Raw genomic sequence first — 23,292 nt, forward strand, 5'->3', positions numbered from 1 at the left:
CTTACTCATGTTATCTAGGATTTCATTTAGGATATCTAAAATTAGAAATAATTTTCCAATTAAAACGGTTCTTTGTGTTTTCATCGTGGTGTTAATTTTTTATTTTGTTTATTATTTTCCTTTCACTAATAATGCTTTTGTGGCTGCTAACATTCGTCCCGTTGCCGCAAATGTATCAGGTTATGTCACTGATATTTATGTAAAAAATGAAGAGTATGTTAAGGTTGGACAGCCATTATTTACTGTATTTAAAAAACCTTATGAATTAGCCTATCAAAATTATAAGGCTAAGGTTGCTAGCGCAAAAGCACGATTAATTTCCTTACAAAAACAAGTTGAAATAACGCAACATAGTGTGCAAGCACAACGCGATGTTTATAAGAAAGTTGCATTTGAATACCAACATTATCAATTAGCGCTTAGAGACAGTGCTGTTCCTAAAGTTACCGTGCATAATTTGCTGCAAGAAAAAAATACAGCTTGGAGTACGCTAAAAGCATTAGAAAAAACGCTCGAAAAAGACAAACAAGATGTTATTGTTCAACGGATGAATATCAAGTCTTTAATCGCGCATATGCATAATGCTAAAGTAGATTTAGATGAAACAACAGTTTATGCAAAAAATAATGGTATTGTACAAAACATGTTTGTTGCATTGGGAGCACCTGTTGAAATACGAAAGCCACTATTTTCTTTCATTGATACGGATCATATGTTTATTCAGGCTAATTTTAATGAAACTGATTTACGAAATGTTAAAGCAGGCAATAAAGTTACAATTTATCCACGAATTTATTTTTGGAAAAAAACCTATCATGGAGTCATTATTTCTAAAAATTGGGCTGCGAGTCGTCAAGTAACCGATCCACGAAGTCAAGAGCAAATTGTTACCAATAGTGAAAATAATTGGTTTTTATTACCTCAACGTTTTCCAGTTCAAATTCTTATAACTGATTATGATCCGGAAAAATATCCGCTAAGTGTTGGCTCTAGTGCGTATGTTTATATTCATAGCTAAAGCGGTCGCGCATAGTGTCATCGTGTCAGTAGGATTTGTAAGCAAGTAAACCTATTTATGAGTTTCTGAGTTTTTCCCTTAGTATAAGTTTTAAAATTGTTATACTAGGACCTTCAGTGGGGTATATTTTATTGAATTAGGAGCACTTCATCATGGGATACATAGAAAATCGTACGTTCGATGAACTTAAAATAGGAGATTTTGCCAGCTTAAAACGAACACTCACTCAAAAGGATATCGAGTTATTTGCAATTATGTCTGGTGATGTTAATCCTGCTCATGTGGATGCTGAATATGCGAAAGATACTCAATTTCATAAAATTATTGCTCAAGGGATGTGGGGCGCATCACTAATCTCCACGGTGTTGGGAACCGAATTGCCAGGACCAGGAACGATTTATGTGGATCAAACACTTAAATTTACTGCACCGGTAGTCCCGGGAGACACTGTGACGGTTACTGTGACCGTATTGGAGAAAATAGCTGAAAAACATCGTATTAATTTGGACTGTAAATGTACCAATCAACAAGGAGAAATAGTCATAACAGGAGTTGCAACTGTAATTGCGCCAACTCAAAAAGTGAAAAGAGAGGGTGTTGAATTACCTAAAGTAGTTTTTCAAAAATCTAAGGACTCATGGTATAAGCAACTGATTAAAATGAAAAAAAATTATGAGCCTCTTAAAACAGTAGTGGTGCATCCAGTTGATGTGCTTTCACTTCGAGGCGCAATTGATGCTGCAGAAGAACATTTAATCATCCCGATACTTATCGGTCCAGTCGAAAAAATCCAAAGTGCGGCAAAAGAAGCTCATATTAATCTTTCTCCCTATGAAATAGTAGCCACGAAACATAGTCATGAGGCAGCGGAAGTTGCTGTTAAAATGATCAAGGAAGGTAAAGCAGAAGCGATTATGAAGGGAAAAATTCATACTGATGAGTTGATGAGTCCTATAGTAGATAAAGAAAAGGGCCTGCGTACAGGTCGACGAATGAGCCATGTTTTTTCTTTAGAAACACCGAACTATTTTAAACCATTGTTTCTTACTGATGCTGCTCTAAACATTCAACCCAATTTACAAACCAAAAAGGATATAGTGCAAAATGCAATTGATTTATTTTGCAGATTAGGCCTAGGTCAACCTAAGGTAGCAATTTTATCGGCGGTAGAGACTGTAAATGAGAAAATTCCATCCACTTTAGACGCCACTGCATTATGTAAAATGGCAGAGCGAGGCCAAATTACGGGTGGAATTGTGGATGGACCACTTGCATTTGATAATGCAATTTCCATTGAATCAGCTCGAGAAAAAGGAATTTATTCTCAGGTTGCAGGGGATGCGGATATTCTGGTTGTACCCGACCTAGAGGCGGGCAATATGCTGTACAAACAAATGACTTTTTTGTCGGGTATTGAGGCTGCGGGTATTGTAATTGGAGCACGAGTTCCTATTATTTTGACGAGTCGTAGCAGTGATGGGAGTTCTCGTAAAGCGTCTTGTGCTATGGCCTTAATCTATGCACGAAATCAGGATTACATCCATGAATAAACTGATCTTGGTGATTAATTCAGGCTCCTCAAGCATTAAATTTTCGCTTTTTACTTGCGATAATCAGCATTTGGAGTTGTATTATCATGGCCAAATTCAAGATCTTTATGAGTCACCTCAAATTAATATTTTTAATGCAAGCCAAGATCAAGTATTCAATCAAGAGATGACTTCACAGGGCCATGAAGCCGGCTTAAAGATATTTTTTAACTGGTTAAATGATTTATCTGATTCTATTACGCTTGAAGCAGTAGGACACCGAGTTGTGCATGGAGGGTCATTTTTTTCCTGTCCTGCGTTGATTACTGATGATGTAATGCAAAAAATTGCAAGTTTAATACCATTGGCTCCTTTACATCAGCCCCATAATTTGGAGGCGATTAAAATCATTAATCAGTTATACCCAGACTTAGCGCAGATTTCCTGTTTCGATACTACTTTTCATCGGACCCAAAAGAGATTAGCAACACTTTTTGCACTACCAAGATCATTAAGCGATGAAGGAATCTTACGGTATGGATTTCATGGGGTATCTTATGAATACATAGCCTCAGTAATCACCGAGTATATGGGTGAAATAGGAAATAAACGTGTCATTATGGCTCATTTAGGTAATGGAGCAAGCATGTGCGCTATGTATCAAAGAAAAAGTGTCGCTACGTCAATGGGGTTTACGGCATTGGATGGGTTAATGATGGGAACTCGATGTGGCCGTATTGATCCTGGAGTGCTTTTATATTTATTAGAGCAAAAAAAGTACTCGACGAAACAAGTAACCCATTTGCTCTACAATGAGTCAGGCTTATTAGGTGTATCAGGATTGAGTAATAATGTACGTGAATTATTAAAACATCTCGATGATGAACGAGTATTAGAGGCTATTGATTTATTTTGTTATCGTGCAGCTCTGGAAACAGGCTCATTATTAGTGGCTCTTGGTGGTTGTGATGCACTCGTATTTACAGCTGGGATTGGCGAGCATGCTCCATTGATACGAAAAAAAATCAGTGCTCATTTAAGCTGGTTAGGAATTAAAATTAATGACGCAGCGAACAACAATAATGCACCAATTATTAGTGAAAAAGACAGTACCGTTGTAGTTGGTGTGATACCCACAAATGAAGAGTTGATGATTGCTCAGCATGTAAAATCTCACTTGAAAATTTAAAAGAAAACTGCATCTTGTTCATTTTTGTGCTAAATTAGACCGTTGTAATTAATTATTGAGGTATTAGTATGTTTGTTACTCGGTATGATTTGTTATTTATCGGTGGTTTCTTCATGTTATTCCAACTGTCAGCACACAGTCATGGTTTAATAGAAAAACCAATGTCGCGAGAATATTTCTGTGGTAAAACAACCCAGCCACATCATATCGAACCTGGCAATAAACTCCCTTATGAAGAATGTCGCCCTATTTTGACAAAGGAAGATGGGAGCTACAATCATGATGTCTACCAATTTATGAGTGTATTAAGTCATACTCGCGGTTATTATCAAAATATTACTTTACCCCAACATGTTTGTGGCTTTGACAGTGAAACATTTAAAGGAAAAGCTTCCCCTTGGGATGCTGCGATTGATTGGCCAACCAATAAAGGAATTAATAATCCTCAAGAATTTGTGTGGGATGTTTCTTATGGTCCTCACTTTAGTGACACGGAGCATTTTCGCTATTGGATTACTAAATCTGATTACCAATTTAATAAAAATGAACCCCTCAAATGGAGTGATTTTGAAACAGAACCTTTCTGTGAGTATGCATGGGATGATAAAAATCCGTCTCAAGATAAGAATACCATTTGGGCAGATAAGGCAAATAATAAATTTCATATGACCTGCAATGTTCCAGAACGTACAGGCCATCATGTCATATACGCGGAATGGGGAAGAGATCAGAGCACTAATGAACGATTTCACTCGTGTATTGATGTTGCTAATTAATTGCTATTTGTAAATAAAAAAAGTAAATTTTTTTCTTGCACAACTTAAGTATAAAGCATGTCGATGTGTGCTAGGATTTGGCTAGGGGCTGTTGAACAGCTTCTAGTATAATCATTTGCAAAGGATGCTTCATGTTAGAAAAAAATTCATTATCTTTAATGCCTGAAATTCTTAATTGCCTGGAGATGGGGTTTGGCCATTTACCTCCTTATATGCAAGAGGCAGATATAGAATCGATACGGAGTGTTTTACTGACAGTGGCTGAAAAGATGCGTGATAACTTTCCTTATCCGCACCCGTTATATGCTGGTCAAATGCTTAAGCCGCCACATCCTATCGCGCGTTTAGCGTATACTCTTGCTTTGTGGATAAATCCTAATAATCATGCCATTGATGGGGGGAGAGCCAGTTCCTCCATGGAAAAGCAAGCTGTTGCTCATATTGCACAGATGTTTGGCTGGGAAACACATATAGGTCATCTCTGTAGTGGTGGAACAATGGCAAATTTAGAGGCTCTATGGGTTGCCAGTAAACTTAATCCAGGTAAAAAAATTCTCGCTTCATCACAAGCACATTATACACATCAGCGTCTTTGTTCTGTTTTAGGAATCCCTTTTGAGGCAGTAGCTGTTAATGATAAAGGACAAATGGACTTAGTAGATTTTGAAAATAAATTGAAAGTCGGGGATGTAGGAACAGTAGTTGTTACTTTAGGTACCACTAGCATTGGAGCGCTTGATCCGCTCACTGAAATTTTGCAGCTCAAATCGATTTATTCTTTTCGAATTCATGCTGATTGTGCTTATGGCGGTTATTTTACTCTATGTAGTAATTTACCAGCTTCTACAACAGAGCATTTTAATCATCTGATCGAGGTAGATTCCTTAGTAGTCGATCCTCATAAACACGGATTGCAACCTTATGGATGTGGATGCATTTTATTTAAAGATACCTCAGTAGGGCGGTTTTATAAACATGATTCTCCTTATACTTATTTTAGTTCCTCTGAACTACATCTTGGAGAGATTAGTTTAGAATGCTCAAGACCTGGTGCTTCTGCTGTGGCATTGTGGGCAACACAACAACTTTTACCTTTAATACGAAATGCTCAGTTTGCTATGGATTTGGAAAAATCAATACAGGCAGCATTGATGCTGTATCAAAATCTTGTTGATCATCCTAAATTTTTAGTGGCAATGCCTCCTGAGTTAGATATCGTGGTGTGGGCACCTAAAGCACCAAATGTCAAAGCAATATCAAATCTTAGTCAACAATTTTTTGATTTATCGGCACAATCAGATTTACATTTCGCATTAATCAAGTTACCAAAATCAATATTAAAATCCCACTGGGCACACCTGGAATGGGATGATGAACATGTCACACTTTTACGCTCTTGCTTGATGAAATCGGAACATTTAGATTGGATGGACGAAATTTGGAGCCGAGTAAAGCATGTCATTGCTTTAATGAACGTGTCTTAAAGTTTAGAGTATTTATCTGTAGACTGTTGTATTTTAATTTTTCTGTATTCTGTTCGATCTAATTTAATATGCTGATTCGATTAAAGGATTAAAAATGAAAATAGCGATTATTGAACCAATAGGTGTGACTAGCGATGAAATTCATTCTGAACTATTCAATGAGACGGTTACGGAATGTGACAGTCGGAATTGGTCTGATGAGCAATTAATCAATCATATCAAAGATGCTCATATTGTTGCGCTTACCAATCGTCCCTTGTCCGCTGCAGTGATTCATGCAGCAACAGAATTGAAATTGATTGCTGTTGCATTTGCAGGAATTGATCATATTGATATGGATGTTGTGAATCAGAGACATATTTTAGTGAAAAATGCCGCTGGGTATGCAAATACTGCAGTCGCGGAACTTGTGTTTGGGTTTATGATCTCTTTAGCACGCGATATTCCTGGTAATAACCAGAAAGTGAGACAAAAAGCTACGACCAATACAGGCATTGAATTAAAAAATAAAATATTAGGCATTGTAGGTTTAGGAGCGATTGGGTCAGAAGTCAAAAGACTTGCTGAAGCATTTCAAATGAAAACACTCGCTTATGGTAAAAATTCGCAATTAACCTTAGAAAATTTATTTTCACAATCGGATTTTATAACGCTACATATTCCTCTTGTTAAGGAAACCCGAGGTATGGTTGATTTAAAACTTTTATCTAAAATGAAAAAAACTGCTTATTTAATTAATTGTGCCAGAGGTCCTATTGTAGTAAGTAGTGATCTCAAACACGCCTTAGAACAACAACTAATTGCTGGTGCAGCAATAGATGTATTTGATATGGAACCACCACTACCGACTGATTATACTCTTTTTGAGGCTCCTAATCTGATAGCTACCCCACATATAGGTTTTAATACTCAGGAAGCACTTAGAACAAAAGGGCTATTAACATTAAAAAATATTCAAGAATTTCTCAATATAAATATCAATGACTAATCATTTTAAAGTGGGTTAATTTGTATTCTCTATGTGTCTTATAGATGCAAGCCTGTGATATTTAAACTTGCTACACAGGCTGGGCGTAATTATTTTTCGCCTTGTACTACATAAACAGAAAAAATAAACCAATACTCCCCGGCAAACTTCTCTTGGCATTCTTGCTCATAAACCCTCACTAAAGACTCATTAATAAGGTTTATTTGTTCCTTAGGGACTTGGCCTTGAAAAAAAGCAATACCATTTACAAATTTACGAAAAATATCCAAATTCGGTAAACGAATTTGATGCTTTAGCCGTTCAAGTTTGATGTGTTTAAAGGGAAGTGTGTGTATTTTTTCTTCTAAGTTTTGAAAGTGGCCATACTCTACGGGCGCTTTAAATTCATTGAGGCAAGAAAATTGGTGAGACTCTTTTACTTGATAATAGCTGAGAATAAAGGGATCATCGCCAGAAGGGAAAAGGGCGAATACTTTTCCATTTGTCTTTAAGGCTCTATGAATATTGAGAAATGCTTTATCTATGGCGAATGCACACCATTGTAAGCACCAAAAGGAGACAACATAGTCAAATTCATTGATAAAGGGCAAGGTTAATGCATCGGCATGTTGCAGTTTAGCATTTGGATAATCAGCTAACTCTTCTTTTGCTAATGCCAACATATTTTCTGAGGCATCTACGCCTAAAAAATGGTTTTGAGGAAATTTATTCAGAATTTTTCGACTAAATGATCCATTGCCACATCCAATATCTAAGACGTAATCCGTTGGTTTTATGTCCAAATATTTTAAATAGTTACTCGCAATGTTTGCTTGAATATAGGAGCCAATTGCATAATCATGAGCTGGCCACTCTTGTGTTGGCATTTGATATCCTTTTTTGCTGGCTTATAAGCATTAATAAACGATGCACTATCTTTAAAGAAAAAGCAAATTTCAGCGAGCAGCTTTAAATTCTTTTAGGAATTAGTGCACCTGTTAAGCTGACCATTATTGCAAGTACACCAGCTGCCGCCGCCACAACTTAAACAATGAGACTTATCAATATTGCAATAGTCGCCACCAGTAGAGTTTCCTCCATCCCAACTGCAAAAACCTACCTCCGAACCCTGATGTTCTTTACAATAAGAACTTTGTTGTGGTTCTGAAGTGCACTGAGATGAAGCGGCTGAAGGAGCATTTACATTATCCTGACGCGTATAACCATCTCTTTGGCAGGCAGGTAGTGGCCCAGAAACAGCTAAATCTTTAACGTGATCAGTCCAAGAGGCAGTTGGTTTCGCACAATCCATCATACGCGTCATAGCACAAGCAATCGAGTATTTATCTCCTAGGTTGCAGGGTTTAAAAAGCAATAACTCATAATTAGGTGGATCATCTTTACGTTTAAATCCTGTGAGTTGAGTGAGTTCATCAGGACATTTTACTCGTTCTGGTACATATTTAAATTTATAATTTAAACCATTCTCGCCTCTGTATTTATTATCAAAGCCATATTTACATAACATTTGTAGGTTATTAGTTTGACCATTACTACTTACTACCATGGGATATTCTGGCAAATTACTGCAATCAACTTCGTTTTGAATGCCACCATATACGAGCCCCCATTGAGACTTACTGCCGGAATACATGCTAATCTTGGGATCTCCTACGCATGCATTGAATGCGCCCATGCCGCCAGCCCCCATTTGTAAATCAAATTGATTGGGATTGTTCATGTCATATCCTGTATTTACTACTTGGGCTATGATATCTTTTTGATCATCTTTAAATACTAGCCGAAAACAACTCCCTAAATGCTTATCGGTGCCAACTTGATCGCCTTCTCCCATAAATGTGCCAACACCAAAATGTACATCTTGTCCAGTCTTATTTTTGAAGTTTTGCTCTGCTTGTTCCATTTGTGTGCTGCCTAAAGTCCAATCCATGCAAGCATAAGCACAGGAGTTATTTTCAGGTTCAGCAGAAGAAGCATTTTGTGAAAAAAAGGATAAAACCGTCAGGAGACCAAGCCCGATTTTAAATTTGCTAGGCAAAATTATTGAAGCTATTTTCATTTAGCTCTCCTTGGATAATGAAAATTGCGTTATTTATGAAAGTATAGAATAGTTTTAAGTGCTTAAATTGCTTAGAAATCATCGCAATCTTAGGTAAATCATAACCACTTCATAAACGATACAGGCTTGTGGAGACTGGATAGAGCATTTAATTGGAATCAGTAGAAAAATATTGTATCTTATCTATAAAGCATCATGTAATTCATGATTTTATAAACTTTCTCAATGAATGTGATCATGGACAAACAGTGTTGGTTCAAATGGATAACTGAACTGCAAGGACTTTGCCAAGCGGGCTTAACCTATTCGAAGAATAGCTACGATATCGAACGGTTTCAGCGAATTGAACAAATTGTGGCACAAATGGCTGCTTACTGTTCCTCACAATCGGTAGAGGTTATCCACGGACATTTTCAAGTAGAAAAAGGCTATCCGACTCCCAAAATAGATGTTCGCGCAGTCATTCTCCAGAATGAAAAAATATTATTAGTCAAAGAAAGATCAGACGGGCTTTGGTCTTTGCCGGGTGGTTGGATCGATGTATCTGAGTCACCTTCAGAGGCCATTATCCGTGAAGTCCGCGAAGAAGCGGGTTATGATGTCAAAATCATAAAATTACTGGCTGTGTGGGATAAATTAAAGCACGATCATCCGCCACAATGGCCGCATAGTTATAAATTAATTTTTTACGCCCAAATTCTATCCGAAAACTTTGAGCCTAACATAGAAATCCTTGATTTGGATTATTTTCCTCTCCATCAACTTCCTGAGCTATCCACCCATAGGGTCACACAAAAGCAATTAGAGCGTTTGTATCAACTCATTATCAATCCTACTGACACGCAATATGATTAGGCACCGTACAGCCTATTATTATGTAAAACCTAATAGAATAATTCAAAGTAGAGTTTATAAATTTAGCAAGCGCAGAAATAGACTTTGATTATGCTTTTATATTTAGATCTTCGTAATAATGATTTATCAGAATTGCCTACGTCATTATTGCAACTAAAATATTTAGAAAAAATTGATTTACGTTGTAACCATAAACTTATGTCTATTGTTCATCAATTCAAAATATTGGTAAAAGCGAAATAGAATTTATTATTTGCAAATCAATTTTCTAAATTAGGTCTTATAAGAGGAAGTTCATATCCCCTAGCTTGAAATAAGTCTAGGGGACCAAGTATTTGCGAAAAAAATTCTGAATAGTTTCTAGAACCTTAATAAATTTTTTGACGAGGAATCTAAATGCGAATTTCTTTGAGGATTATTTCCTAAAAAACCAATTCTATTCATGGTTTGTACATCTCTAAAACTAACAACTGTATCGTCTATAGGCTTTCCAAGTTGTTGGGATTCTATTTCTTCATAGATTTTTTGATCTTTATTTCTTAAATCTGATTTACCTAAATGATATTGTTTTTCCCATTCTTCTTTGTTTACAACCATATCTTCAATAAAAGCACGTTTCAAATTTTTATGCAAAGCAGGTTTTAAAGAAGGTACATAAAATAAATCACCAAAGGCTTCCGCATACGATGATCGGTATTCAGGATCAAAAACTGTATCAATATCAGGGGGGTATGAATGAATTAACTCACCATCCACCAAAATTTCATCGACAGGACGACTTTGAAAGTTTTGGGGATGGTTCTTTGCTATCCATGCCAGCCGCATTCTGGCTTTAGCAACATTCTCTGACATTGCTATTTCGCGCATTGCATGATATACATCGTGAATGGCACCAGCAAAGGCTGTTTCTGATGGATGGCCGTCAATTTTCGTTCTAAATCCGCCCCAATCATTTTGATACCTATTTGCTATGCTTTTTTCTGGCATATACATAGCCATAGCGATTTTTCCAAAAGATTTTAAGTCAGCGTAATGTTCAGGGTCAACATAACCATAAGTGGGAATTAATTCTACGGGATTTCTACCTAAGGTCTTTGCTTTTGCATTGATGGCTGCCTGAAACATGCTAAAGCTTGGCACAAGCATTATTTTTTCTGTTACTAATCCATCTTGGGAATCAACAAGCCAATCCAATACACGCATGCATTTTAATACTTTTTGTATATTGGCAATAATACTAGACCAACACCCTTCTTCCGGAGTGACCAGAATATGAAAAAATTGCTCTGTAGAAGGAGCTTTGGCCATTTCTTCGCAAAAATGACTCCATTCGGAGTTATTAAAATTGAAAAAACGTTGCATTAATGGTTTTCGCATTCGCCATGGCATATCAGATACTGACATACCACTTTTGGGTAGAATCATCGCGTTGTAAATAAGTCTTTTAACCGAAGTAGGTATCCCTTGTAGATTCGCTAAGGAAAACAGATTAAACGTTGTTGTGAGTTCATCATTATCATTCACATATTTATGAATAAAATATATCATGGGATTTACATATAAAGTACGAATTGCTGAATCAAGAATATGGAGTGTTGCTAATTGATTTACCGATATTTTCCCCTCTCTTAAATTTCTTAGTGCTGCCAAAAATAAAATTCGTGACTCCTTAATGTTTAAACCCACCAGTTCATCTTGTGAAAGCTCTTTGCAGAGTAATTGAGCTCGTTCAATAACCACATCACTATCCAATTCAGTAATAATATATTCGCGTTCTTCTGCTGGAAGAGAAAGCATTAATTCATAATAAGGAATTATGTATAGCTTATCTACGGTTGAAATGTTTTGAAGGGGCTTTTCCTGTTTTTTCTGTAGATCAGCTTCTATTTCTTTTCTCATTAAATACCCCCAGTGTTTCAATCAATAAATTTTATACTTCGTCATTATAAGCATTTTTTATATCAAGGATAACTGTTGAAATTTACTAGGTAAGTAAAACGTGTATTTGAAAATGATCTTGCCCTGAAAAAACGGAAATCTGACTAAGTGGCTTTCATCAAAAGATGAAATTCATTCAACATTGCGCTTATGGTTTTAGAAATTTTGAAAACTCCAGATTAAGGGTTAAAGTTTTGTGTTCTTGATTAATGCCCGTAAATGGGAAAGAGCCGCGATATATAGCACGCGTAGCCTGGTTGCTCGCAACCAGGATTTCACCTGATGTTCGATCCTTTAATGCCAGCGTAAAAAAATACGTACCGCCCCGAGTTTTTATTATTACAAAAGCGGCCCCTTTGATAAATCCTGGTTGCGAGCAACCAGGCTACGCTTGCTGGGTATTGATGAACATTTTTTTAGTCGAAAACAAGGATTTGCCACAACGATTTGTGACCTTAAGAAACATAAAATTTTTGATATTGTTAAAGGAAGAAGTGAGACAGACCTTTCGAGTTATCTTGCTTCTTTGGTAAGAAAGGAACGCGTTAAAGTGTGTATGGACTTAAGTAGTACGTACCGTTCCATTGTTAAAAAACATTTTCCCAATGCCAAAATAGTGGCTGACCGCTTTCATGTCATTCGCTTACTTCAACATCAATGTATGATGACCTACCGCGAATTATCGGGCCAAATAAAAAATAACAGAGGCATCTTGGCTTTACTGCGTACACGCCCTGATAGATTATCACCCCAACGAATGCTTAAACGTGATGCCTTTCTCGAAGATAACCCAGCAATAAATGCTATATATCAATTTCAGCAACAACTTCATTCATTGCTCCTACATAAATCCATGAATAAAGATTGGTGTAAAAAAATGATTCCTCTATTTTTAGATAAGCTTGATGAGTTAAAAAATAGTCCGTTTAAAGCCCTGGCAGCTCTTGGAAAGACTTTCTGTCAATGGAAGGAAGAGATAGTGCGTATGTGGCGTTTCAGAAAGTCTAATGGGATTACTGAAGGCTTTCATAGAAAGATGAAGTTGATTCAAAGAAGAGCTTATGGCTTTCGTAACTTTGAAAATTACAGAACTCGTGTTAGGGTGCTGTGCTGTTAAATGTGAGTGCCCCCGTAAATGGGAAAGAGCCTTAAATAGTGAGTGCCCCCGTAATTGGGAAAGAGCCGAAAGAGCCGCGATGCCTTCGGAATAGAGCCTTTGGTAATGGTGGCTATGGGTGGACTCGAACCACCGACCTCAGCATTATGAGTGCCGCGCTCTAACCGGCTGAGCTACATAGCCACAAGACGCGTGATTTTGTCGTTTTAATGAGAGTATGTCAAGTCTATTAAGGGATTTTTTTATATTTTTATTTAATATGAGTTTAAATTCAGGAAATAATGGTAATTTTTGATTGGAGTGGGTTAATTTTTAACCGGGAAAAGATGCTATTTAAAATGGATTGAGTTATATTTTTTATCGTAGGTATTGTGAATAAAAGCAATTTGAGCCTGGGTATGGTTTTACCCAGGCTATGAAAAAAACTAAATAATCAATAAATACATTGCGCCAGGTCCACGTAGTATTTGAACCAATAGCTCTTGCTTTTTCTGCAGCGCGATTTGTTGCAGAGACTTCACGTCTTTTACAGGAGCTTTATTTGCAGAAATAATAATATCTCCGGGTCTTAGACCAGCGCGCCATCCTGCACTTGTTTCTGAGGCCCCAACAACTTGTACCCCTATTACATTACCATGAGGTGGAGTTTCTTGCTCAAAATTTCTTAATGCTAATCCATAGAGGAAAGGATTTTCAGACTGAAGTTTTTGCTCATGAGATTTGATGTCAGTTACAACAGCATCAAGGGTAATAGGTTTACCATCACGTTGAACAATCATTTTAACATTTGAGCCCACACGTAAGAGGCTGATTGTTGTTTTTACTTGGGTTGCTTGGGTGATTTTAGTATTGTTAATTTGAGTAATTATATCACCTGACTTTAAACCAGCTCGTTCAGCAGGAGAGTTTGGATTAACCTGTGATACTAATGCCCCTTGAAAATCTTCAGAATAGCCTAAGGAGTGGGCAAGTTCAGGGGTTAAATGTTGAACATATATACCCATTAATCCTCGGTGAATAGAGCCAAATTTGATTATTTGTTGTGCTACATCTTTAGCCATATTAATAGGGATGGCAAATCCTATACCTACATTCCCACCATAGGGTGAAAGAATCGCTGTGTTAATTCCTATTAATTCTCCTTTGGTATTTACTAAAGCACCACCAGAATTACCTGGGTTAATTGCTGCATCAGTTTGAATAAAGTTTTCTACACCTTCAATATTTAAATCACTGCGTTTTAAAGCGCTGACAATACCAAAAGTTGCTGACTGGCTATTACCAAAACTATTTAGGCCAAAAGGATTACCGATAGCAACTACAAAATCACCCACTTGCAATTGATCTGAATCACCTATAGGTAACGATTTTAGATTTGTAGCATTGATTTTTAATACCGCTAAATCAGTTTCACTATCACTACCAATCAATTTTGCCTTCAATCGTCGGCCATCTTCTAAGGTTATGGTGATAAGGGTAGCATTACGAATGACATGATCATTGGTAATAATAATTCCATTTTGGGCATTTAAAATAACACCAGAGCCAATGCTTTCAAATTTACGTCCTTTTTCTGGAGCTGCTTGATGAGGGCGTCGGGTATTCAGTGCTTCATCATCATTTCTAGAAGAGGCTCCAGGAGGTGTTGCATCAGCAGGCAAATAACCTTGTACTGCAACATTAACAATAGCCGGCATTATATTTTTTAAAACCGGAGCAAGACTCGGAATCGGTGAGGCTTCATCAGCCGCATATGTAGCAGAAGCGGTTAGAAGAAGCAGGGTACTTATAAATAATTTGATACGTTTTATCATATTTTAGTCCTGAGGTTGATCATTAAACCAGATTAAGGTAGCTATTCTACCTGTTTGTGAGGTTCTTCGGTAGGAATAGAACTCATTTTTTAACTCAAAAGTACATAATTCTGACTGATAAACACCTTTAATTCCTTTAGAATGTAAGACAATTTCAGCGATTAAAGATAAATTAGCGAGCCATTTTTCCTTTACAGGCTTGAACGCTTGTTTACTGAAAGGATAAGTGGTAATGAATTTTTGATAGACTTCCTCACCTACTTCATAACATTGGTGGCAAATGGATGGGCCAATCCAGGCTAGTAGTTCCGATGCTAGACTGTTCATTTTATCCAGTGTATTTTCAATAATACCATGAGCCAATCCTTTCCATCCAGCATGAATTGCTGCAATCTCAGTGCCTTGTACGTTACATAGCATAATAGGTAAGCAATCCGCAGTAAGAATTACTAAGGGATGATTCTTCGAACGAGTTATTGAGGCATCTGCATTTCTATTTGAATCTTCTTCGATTATGACACAATGGGTGCTATGTGTTTGCTTTAACCATTGAGGTTCGCCAGGTAGCTGCAATAGTTCAATCAGTTGCTGCCTATTTTGCATCACTTGAAGGTCATTATCACCAATACCTAAGCCCATATTATTGCTTTCATAAGGTGCTTGGCTAAACCCTGAAAGTCGCGTAGTACTCAAGGCTGTAATATTTTCTGGGGCAAGCCAATTCGCTAATTTAGTCTTCATAATGCTCGTCCAATGTGTTTAGAAGGAGCTTAAAATCATCAGGCATAGGAGCCATAAGCGTCAACTCTTTTTCTGTTTTTGGATGATAAAATGAGAGAGTGCGTGCGTGTAGTGCTTGTCTTTTAAAGTTTTGAAATAGGGTGCGTAAGTGCTCGGATGCGTGCGTTGGAAATCGCATACGTGTTCCATAAAGCGGATCACCAACTACCGGATGGTGGATATATGCTAGATGAACCCTGATTTGGTGTGTTCGTCCAGTCATGAGGTTGACATCCAATAAAGTAAAATCATGATACTGCTTTTTTACTGAATAATGAGTTATGGCTTGTTTTCCATGTTCTTGTACAGCCATTTTTAGTCGATTTCTAGGATGTCGTCCAAACCCTGTATCAATAGTGCCGCCAGAAATAATGTGGCCTTGCACTAAAGTAATGTAATGACGTTTAATTTCACGGGCTTGCATTTGGCGTATCAAAGAAGTATGTGCGGGTAAGGTTTTAGCTACGATTAAAAGACCGGTTGTGTCTTTATCGAGTCGATGGACAATTCCTGCTCGAGGTAAATGAGTGAGTGAGGGGGCATGATGTAATAAGGCATTAACCAATGTATGTTCTTTATTTCCAGCACCAGGATGAACAACCATATGTGCTGGTTTGTTGAGCACTAAAACATCTTCATCTTCATAGATAATATTTAAAGGAATTTCTTCTGGAACACAATGCTCTAAATGAACATCTGTTTTATTAAAATCAACATTAATCTCGATTAGGTCACCATCCTCAACTTTGTCTTTGGGTTTACACGATTGGTGATTAAGCGTTATTGTGCCACTTTTAATCCAGCTACTGATTTGTGAGCGCGAATAGTCAGGGAGTAGATGCGCGAGTACACTATCTATGCGTTGATTATGGTACTCGCGAGGAATGGTCAATTGTTTTTGAATATGTTCTATCATTAAATCGTTTCGGTCTCAGCGGCAATGAGACGTCCTCGTAATGAGTTTGGTAATGCATCACTGATTTGAGTGTCAACGAATTGCCCAATCAAATGTGCTGGGCCCTCAAAATTGACTACTCGATTGCACTCAGTACGTCCAGAAAGTTGTTGTGAATCTTTTTTAGAATGACCAGTAACTAATATTTTCTGTATGGTTCCAACCATAGACTGGCCATAACGAGAGGCTTGTAATAAGAGCCTATTTTGTAAAATCTGAAGTCTTTGTTTTTTAACTTCCAAGGGTGTGTCATCGGGCAAATTAGCAGCTGGGGTACCGGGTCTTGGGCTATAAATAAAGCTAAATGAAGTATCAAAACCTATTTCGTAGACTAAATCCATAGTATCTTGAAAATCTTTATCGGTTTCCCCTGGAAAACCAACAATAATATCTGTAGATAAACGAATATCCGGTCGTACTTTTCGTAATTTTCTAATTTTAGATTTGAATTCTAAAGCGGTATATCCTCGCTTCATTAAACCTAAGATACGGTCTGAACCACTTTGTACCGGTAAATGCAGATGATTGGCCAACTCGGGTACTTCTGCATACGCATTAATTAGATTGTCGGAAAACGCCAAAGGGTGGGATGTTGTAAAACGGATTCTACCTATCCCCTCCAGGGCAGCAAGATAATGAATTAAAAGTGCTAAGTCAGCAATATCGCCGTTTTCCATTGGACCGCGATAATCGTTAACATTTTGGCCCAATAAATTAATTTCTCTAACTCCTTGCATGGCTAATTGATAACATTCTGCAAGTACATCATCAAAAGGGCGGCTAATTTCAGTGCCACGAGTATAAGGAACGACACAGAAGCTGCAATATTTGCTGCAACCTTCCATGATGGAAACAAAAGCAGTGGGTCCTTCAGCTCTAGGTGCAGGCAGATGATCAAATTTTTCGATTTCTGGGAAGCTAATATCAACAACTGGTTTTTTCTTTTCCATTCGCTCGTTAAGTAGCTCAGGAAGTCGATGTAATGTTTGAGGACCAAAAACAAGATCAACAAAAGGTGCTCTTTTAATGATAGCCTCACCTTCTTGACTTGCTACACAACCACCCACTCCAATCACCACATGAGGGTTTTTCGCTTTATATTCACGCCATTGCCCTAATTGAGAAAAAACTTTTTCTTGAGCTTTTTCGCGAATGGAACACGTGTTCAGTAAAATCACATCTGCATCTTCAACCTGATCTGTTTTGACCAAGCCATGTGATTGCAACAAAACTTCTGCCATTTTAGATGAGTCATATTCATTCATCTGACAGCCGTTAGTTTTGATATATAGTTTTTTTGCCATATTTAAATCTACTTTCAAAATGTATTCCAGGTGCAAAGAGTAGAACCAGATTTCTCTATTCTCAAGAGAGAACACTCTATTGCATCTAGGTTACTTTATATAATCTCAGGGAGCCTCGTATTATTTCATTACTGTGCACTTTGGCAATAAGTTTCTTTGATTTTTGGTAAAATAATTAAAGCAATGAGCATTCCTAGTGGAAGAATAGCAAGGCCAGTGTGATATGCTTCCAGGGGATAAACTCTGACATTACCATTGATTTCTCCTTCCCACATTTTATCAAGAATATAACCAATAAGGGGCTGTGCTAGCGCTATTCCTATCATATTCATCATATTCATGAAACTTAAACCCGTAGCAACATATTTTTTATTGCATAATTCTTTAGCAACGGTAAATGCAGGTAAAAATCCTGCAGAAAAAATACCAAATGCGAATAATAAAAGCTCCATATATATTGCTGTATTCATTGGGACAAAAATAAAGAGTAAAGAACAAATTAGAGCGCCGATACATCCTATATACATGGGGGGTTTACGCAAACCGATGCGGTTAGAAAATACTCCCCATAAGGGACTGGCAATTGCCCAACCAACAAAGACTAGAGAAATATAATTTGCTGCTGTCGTTTTGGTAATCATCATTTTGTTCATTAAGAAAGGAACACCCCATAGCCCACAAAAAACAGGAGTTGCCATGTACATTAGACCACCATAGCAGGCGACTAACCAGAGTTGTTTATTCTTTATTAATGCGAGTAAACTTGGTATTAGTTGTTCTTCTTCAATGGGATGAGAAGCAGTAACTTCATGATTTTTAGGGGTATCTTTGGCAATAAAAATGAGTAAAACGGCAAGTACAAGTCCTGTACTTCCCATGATCAGCATACTGTGACGCCAACCAAAATTGTCAATTAATAATGCTAAAGGAGCCTCTCCACCAATTGCTCCCAGCATTCCTAAAGTTACCATAAGGCCAGTTAACAAAGCAAAACGTTGAGCCGGAAACCAATTGGCAGCAAGTTTCATTGTTCCAACAGCTGCGAAAGCAGAACCAAAACCTATCATTAAGCGTGCAACACAAGCCATAAAAAAGCTATCAGTCATACCAAAAGCAATAGTACTCAAGGCACAAACTAGAGTGGCTAATGTTAACAGCCGATGTGGGCCGAAATAATCCATTAATACACCGCCTGGCAATTGCATGGCTGCATAAGAATAAAAATAGATGCCTGATAAAATTCCTAAAGTTTGGCTGGTAACTGAGAAGTCTCTCATCAACTCGTGACTCATAACACTTGGAGATACTTGTAAGAGACACTCATAAAAATAAAATAAACAACCTAAGCCCCATACCATCCAAGGCATAATTGATTGTATTCCGAAATTTGCTATTGAGTCAGGCTGTGTATTGTAATGTGCCATTCTTTTATCATTCTCCAGGTGTAAACACTATTGATTTTGACGAAAACGTGGGAGTAGTTCCATGCTGTAGATTAATCGATTAAACTTTATGATGTCCAGTTATGCAGTTTTTTCGATCATAAATGTTAACAAACAACCTTATCATACTAATGTATAAAATTCACCTTTTAAAATATTAACAGCTTGTTTATTATTTGTCTATTGCTCATTAGGGTCGTTTGGCTCATCAATAACAACTCGAGTTCCCTTCATACCTCCTCCAGGTAAATCTATAAATTCTTCGTTAAGCCACCGCGCATCTTCAATAAACATTCTGACACAACCATGACTTGCCCTATAGCCAGGCAATTCATAACTGCCATGAAGCGCATAACCCCTATAAAAATGCATACAATATGGCATTAAAGCGCCACCATCGTTGCCGTTAGATCGCCTTGGAAATACAGTTGAAACACAATCTATATCTTGTTTACGAATAATTCGAAATGAGCCTGTAGGTGTAGTACATCCACCAAGAACACCAGGACATTTTCCTATTCCTGACGAAATTGGCCCCCACCAGAGTAACTCTCCATCTTGGTCGTAGGCTGCCCATGCTAGCTTTTTCTGACTTACGTAAATTGTTTTTTCACCGTTGGGTTCTATGTATCTGGGAAATGGAGATACATCATAAATCGTTAAGCGATCGATATTTTTGGGTACAGCAATAGTTAATCCGGGACGCAAAGCAATATTCATACGATTAATTCGCTTCACCATATCTCGTTCTTCTTCATTTGGGAAAAGTTTATCCCAACTCTCACCACTTTTAATTTTCATACAAAAATAATCGGGTGAATTGCATAATGTTTCACCATATCGATTATGAGCGAGAACAAGTTGACTAGAAACTAAGAAACAGATGAAGGTTATTATTGATATTATAAGTTTCATACATGAATCTCAATTTAGGTACTATATTTTCTTTAGCGGCATTTTAAATAATAACTTTAAGTATATTGAAATGAAACAATAATTAGGCTTTAGAACATCGATAAGTGCGTCAATGCTGCCTTTTTAAATATTAGAAGATATTATCACATGAACAATATGTGGATTTAAGAATATTTTTTTCTGTGTATAATAATGAAATTTTTTAAATTAGGTTCCAATTATGAGTTGGTTTAAAAAACTATTACCTTCAAGAATTAATACAGAGACTTCTCAAAAAAAAGGAGTTCCTGAAGGTTTATGGCTGAAATGTTCTGGCTGTAATGAGGTTCTTTATAGTATTGAGTTAGAAAAAAATTTAATGGTTTGTCCATCCTGTAATTTTCATCACCGGATATCTGCCAGAACCCGAATTAAGCAATTTCTTGATGAGGGAGGGCAAGAGGAAATTGCTGCCTCTTTAGAACCTCATGACAGATTAAAATTTAGAGACTCCAAAAAGTACAAAGATAGGATTTCCCAGGCCCAAAAAGCAACTGGTGAAAAAGAAGCGTTAGTTATTGTAAAAGGAACTTTATTACAACAGCCTGTAGTAGTTGGGTCTTTTGAATTCAACTTTATGGGTGGATCCATGGGGGCAACTGTAGGTGAGAAATTTGTTCGTGCGGTTCAGGTAGCAACTAAAGAACAAAGACCCTATATTTGTTTTACCGCAAGCGGGGGCGCGCGCATGCAGGAGGGACTTTTTTCCCTAATGCAAATGGCGAAAACTTCAGCTGCTTTAGCGAAATTTGCAGAAACAGGATTGCCCTTTATTGTGGTGCTCACTGATCCCACTATGGGCGGGGTGTCTGCGAGTTTTGCAAGCCTTGGTGATGTAATTGTTGCTGAACCTAATGCTTTAATTGGTTTCGCTGGTCCCAGAGTTATTGAGCAAACAGTAAGGCAGATTTTGCCAGAAGGGTTTCAACGTAGTGAATTTTTATTAGAGCACGGTCACATTGACATGATTCTGGAGCGAAAACATATTCGTCCTGTTGTCGCAGAACTGGTTTCCAAATTAACGCGTCAAGCCGCAGGGGTTTAGTTGCCAAAACATCATGATATTAATGAATGGTTACGTGATTTAGAGACCAGAAATACTCAAGAGATACAACTGGGTTTAATTCGCATCAAAGATGTTGCACAAATATTGCATTTGCAACTTCCTGGATGTCGAGTGATTTCTGTTGCTGGTACGAATGGTAAAGGTTCGACTGTAACGGCTCTTGAAACAATTTATCATTCTGCTGGATATAAAGTAGGTTCTTATACTTCGCCTCATCTAATTCAGTTTAATGAACGTATTAAAGTCAATTTAACTCCAATTTCGGATGATGACTTATGTCAGGCATTCAGTATCATTGAAGAAGCTCGAGGGGAAGTCCTCCTGACCTATTTTGAAATGACTACTTTAGCAGCTCTGTGGTATTTCAAAAAAATGAAATTAGATATCATTATTTTGGAAGTGGGATTAGGTGGACGTTTAGATGCCACTAACATAGTTGATGCTGATTTATCCATTATTACAACAATTGATTATGACCATCAGGATTATTTAGGCGACACACTTGATGCAATTGGTTATGAAAAAGCTGGAATTCTTCGTTCAGGTAAACCATTCATTTATGCAGACAATGATCCTCCTGCTTCTATAACTAAGAGAGCGGCACAACTAGCTTCTCCTGCATATCTTTATGATCACGATTTCTCAATTCAGGAAAAGGATTCCACCTGGAGTATTCATTATGGCGAAAAGACGGGACTTTTTTCAATTTATGAATTACCTAAACCTTCGATACAACTCAAATCGGCTGCGGCTGCAATTACTGCCTGTTTTTTATTGGGGGAGTATTTACCTATAGCTCATACTCATTTGCAATTCGCGATGCAGCGCATTTTTATCCCAGGACGTTTACAGTTGCATCGAGGTGCTGTGGATGTCTTATATGATGTGTCTCATAATCCTCAATCGGTAAAATTACTTGCTGAAACGTTGCAAAAAATGAAAAAGACGAAGGTACATGCTGTTTTTTCTGCATTAAAAGATAAGGATATTCTTAACCTAATTATGCCTTTAAAGGATTGCATCGATTATTGGTATCCTGCACAATTAGACAATAAACGAGCTGCTGATGCTGATTTACTAATTACAATTTTAAGAGATGCAGCAATTTCTGTGGAGTTTTGCTATACTAATCCTCTGATTGCTTTTGAAGCTGCATTAAAACAATCTAGACTTGGCGACTTAATTGTTGTTTATGGGTCTTTTTTTACAGTGAGTCATGTTATGGCTAATAGGAGATTCAATGAAATTAGTAATTGATGAAAAGCTAAAACATCGTTTGGTTGGCTTGGCTGTTGTTTTATCATTGGGTGCTATTTTCCTTCCTTCCATGATGAAAAAATCAGGCCAGCGCTTTGAAAATAATTTTAGTGTCAATGTGCAGTTACCTCCTAAACCAACAGCTCCTAATGTGGTTATGTCTGATGAAAAAGAGATGTTTGAGACTATAAAAGTAGCTAAAGTAGAAATTCCTCCTGTTCTAGACCAAAAGGGATCTGATCTCGATAAAGAAGATTTTATTCAATCTGTTCAAGCGGTTGATGATGCAGCAATTCATATAGCTAAGTCAGCGCCTACAGCAAATCACGAGGTGGCTACAAAACCTATTGAGATTGCATTAAATAATGCCGCAAAAAATGCGGCTGAGAAGCAAATAAATGAAGTGGCAGCAAAACCAGCGAAACTGGTCAAACCTGTAAAGATACAGGCACAAGCGGCAGCAAAAAAAGTGGTTACTGAGCCAGTTGTTGCTAAAGCAAATGGGACTCATCCTGGACGTCAAAAAAGTATTTATGCCGTTCAACTAGCATCTTTTGCACAGCTTTCTAATGCTCAAGCTTTGGTAAGCAGATTACAGAGCCAAGGATATAAGGCAAACTACCTGAAAACAAATGGAAAGCGGGGCGTTATTTATAAAGTTTATGTAGGGCACTCACCTGTTAAAAGTGATGTGATAAAAGTAAGAACTCAATTAGCAAGTGCTATGCAGTTGAATGGTTTAGTGGTCAATACTGGAGTTAGCTGAC

The 23,292-nt window shown here is 37.3% G+C and carries 19 protein-coding genes, 1 tRNA gene and 2 pseudogenes; 12 read left to right on the forward strand and 10 right to left on the reverse strand.

Annotated elements, in window-relative coordinates; translation table 11 throughout:
- The first annotated feature begins 7 nt into the window (after positions 1-7).
- From DYH34_RS05855 to DYH34_RS05880, 6 genes are all read left to right on the forward strand, one after another.
- Complete coding sequence (locus DYH34_RS05855; RefSeq protein WP_058464767.1) at positions 8-1,018, forward strand: HlyD family secretion protein; 1,011 nt, start codon at positions 8-10, stop codon at positions 1,016-1,018.
- A gap of 152 nt (positions 1,019-1,170) precedes the next feature.
- Positions 1,171-2,568, forward strand: coding sequence for a bifunctional enoyl-CoA hydratase/phosphate acetyltransferase (locus DYH34_RS05860; RefSeq protein ID WP_058464768.1), 1,398 nt, complete (start codon positions 1,171-1,173; stop codon positions 2,566-2,568).
- A complete protein-coding gene (locus DYH34_RS05865; protein WP_058464769.1) occupies positions 2,561-3,736 on the forward strand; it encodes an acetate/propionate family kinase in 1,176 nt (391 codons plus the stop codon). Before DYH34_RS05860 ends, DYH34_RS05865 begins: the two co-directional genes overlap by 8 nt.
- 68 nt (positions 3,737-3,804) lie before the next feature.
- Entirely contained in the window at positions 3,805-4,512 is a 708-nt protein-coding gene (locus DYH34_RS05870; RefSeq protein ID WP_058464770.1) for a lytic polysaccharide monooxygenase auxiliary activity family 9 protein, read from the forward strand.
- A 131-nt stretch (positions 4,513-4,643) separates the two neighbouring features.
- Positions 4,644-5,996, forward strand: a complete 1,353-nt coding sequence (locus tag DYH34_RS05875; protein ID WP_058464771.1) for a pyridoxal phosphate-dependent decarboxylase family protein — start codon at positions 4,644-4,646, stop codon at positions 5,994-5,996.
- A gap of 94 nt (positions 5,997-6,090) precedes the next feature.
- Positions 6,091-6,984, forward strand: coding sequence for an NAD(P)-dependent oxidoreductase (locus DYH34_RS05880; protein WP_058464772.1), 894 nt, complete (start codon positions 6,091-6,093; stop codon positions 6,982-6,984).
- A gap of 89 nt (positions 6,985-7,073) precedes the next feature.
- Here the strand turns inward: DYH34_RS05880 and DYH34_RS05885 are convergent, their stop codons facing one another.
- Positions 7,074-7,850, reverse strand: a complete 777-nt coding sequence (locus DYH34_RS05885; protein ID WP_058464773.1) for a class I SAM-dependent methyltransferase — start codon at positions 7,848-7,850, stop codon at positions 7,074-7,076.
- Positions 7,851-7,942: 92 nt separating this feature from the next.
- Positions 7,943-9,043, reverse strand: coding sequence for an endoglucanase (locus DYH34_RS05890; RefSeq protein WP_058464774.1), 1,101 nt, complete (start codon positions 9,041-9,043; stop codon positions 7,943-7,945).
- Between the two features lie 237 nt (positions 9,044-9,280).
- Here DYH34_RS05890 and DYH34_RS05895 point away from each other — a divergent pair, with 237 nt between their 5' ends.
- Positions 9,281-9,898 carry an NUDIX hydrolase gene (locus DYH34_RS05895; RefSeq protein ID WP_058464775.1) on the forward strand — a complete coding sequence of 206 codons (618 nt, stop codon included), beginning with the start codon at positions 9,281-9,283 and terminating at the stop codon, positions 9,896-9,898.
- A 360-nt stretch (positions 9,899-10,258) separates the two neighbouring features.
- Here DYH34_RS05895 and DYH34_RS05900 read toward each other — a convergent pair whose 3' ends face one another.
- Positions 10,259-11,797 (reverse strand): hypothetical protein, encoded by a 1,539-nt coding sequence (locus tag DYH34_RS05900; RefSeq protein WP_058464776.1) that lies wholly within the window; start codon positions 11,795-11,797, stop codon positions 10,259-10,261.
- Between the two features lie 149 nt (positions 11,798-11,946).
- Between DYH34_RS05900 and DYH34_RS18695 the strand changes: the two are divergent.
- A pseudogene (locus tag DYH34_RS18695) lies at positions 11,947-12,042 on the forward strand (transposase); the annotation flags it as partial.
- A gap of 182 nt (positions 12,043-12,224) precedes the next feature.
- Positions 12,225-12,953, forward strand: a pseudogene (locus DYH34_RS05910) (ISL3 family transposase); the annotation flags it as partial.
- A 106-nt stretch (positions 12,954-13,059) separates the two neighbouring features.
- Here DYH34_RS05910 and DYH34_RS05915 read toward each other — a convergent pair.
- The 7 genes from DYH34_RS05915 to DYH34_RS05945 form a co-directional block, all read right to left on the reverse strand.
- Positions 13,060-13,136, reverse strand: a tRNA-Met gene (locus tag DYH34_RS05915).
- 242 nt (positions 13,137-13,378) lie between these two features.
- On the reverse strand, positions 13,379-14,767 hold the full coding sequence (locus DYH34_RS05920) for a Do family serine endopeptidase (RefSeq protein ID WP_058465961.1): 1,389 nt from the start codon (positions 14,765-14,767) through the stop codon (positions 13,379-13,381).
- 3 nt (positions 14,768-14,770) lie between these two features.
- Positions 14,771-15,508, reverse strand: coding sequence for a peptidoglycan editing factor PgeF (gene pgeF / locus DYH34_RS05925; protein WP_058465962.1), 738 nt, complete (start codon positions 15,506-15,508; stop codon positions 14,771-14,773).
- A complete protein-coding gene (gene rluD, locus DYH34_RS05930) occupies positions 15,498-16,463 on the reverse strand; it encodes a 23S rRNA pseudouridine(1911/1915/1917) synthase RluD (RefSeq protein ID WP_058465963.1) in 966 nt (321 codons plus the stop codon). Before rluD ends, pgeF begins: the two co-directional genes overlap by 11 nt.
- Positions 16,463-17,806: a tRNA (N6-isopentenyl adenosine(37)-C2)-methylthiotransferase MiaB gene (gene miaB / locus DYH34_RS05935; RefSeq protein WP_058466284.1), complete on the reverse strand. Its 1,344-nt coding sequence runs from the start codon at positions 17,804-17,806 to the stop codon at positions 16,463-16,465. The genes rluD and miaB overlap by 1 nt, the downstream gene beginning before the upstream one ends.
- A gap of 128 nt (positions 17,807-17,934) precedes the next feature.
- The gene (locus tag DYH34_RS05940) at positions 17,935-19,230 is read right to left on the reverse strand and encodes an MFS transporter (RefSeq protein ID WP_058465964.1); all 1,296 of its coding nucleotides are present in this window, start codon (positions 19,228-19,230) and stop codon (positions 17,935-17,937) included.
- 198 nt (positions 19,231-19,428) lie between these two features.
- Complete coding sequence (locus tag DYH34_RS05945) at positions 19,429-20,163, reverse strand: L,D-transpeptidase (RefSeq protein ID WP_058465965.1); 735 nt, start codon at positions 20,161-20,163, stop codon at positions 19,429-19,431.
- Positions 20,164-20,383: 220 nt separating this feature from the next.
- On the opposite strand from DYH34_RS05945, the gene accD reads away from it, so the two are divergent.
- Genes accD through DYH34_RS05960 form a run of 3 tightly spaced genes read left to right on the forward strand, consistent with a single transcriptional unit; the run spans position 20,384 to position 23,291 of the window.
- Positions 20,384-21,247 (forward strand): acetyl-CoA carboxylase, carboxyltransferase subunit beta, encoded by an 864-nt coding sequence (gene accD / locus DYH34_RS05950; protein ID WP_058465966.1) that lies wholly within the window; start codon positions 20,384-20,386, stop codon positions 21,245-21,247.
- Positions 21,248-22,525 (forward strand): bifunctional tetrahydrofolate synthase/dihydrofolate synthase, encoded by a 1,278-nt coding sequence (folC, locus tag DYH34_RS05955; protein WP_058465967.1) that lies wholly within the window; start codon positions 21,248-21,250, stop codon positions 22,523-22,525.
- Positions 22,509-23,291, forward strand: coding sequence for an SPOR domain-containing protein (locus tag DYH34_RS05960; RefSeq protein WP_058465968.1), 783 nt, complete (start codon positions 22,509-22,511; stop codon positions 23,289-23,291). Before folC ends, DYH34_RS05960 begins: the two co-directional genes overlap by 17 nt.
- Position 23,292: the final 1 nt, after the last annotated feature.

Source organism: Legionella cincinnatiensis, assembly GCF_900452415.1.
In the GTDB taxonomy this organism is placed as follows: Bacteria; Pseudomonadota; Gammaproteobacteria; order Legionellales; family Legionellaceae; genus Legionella; species Legionella cincinnatiensis.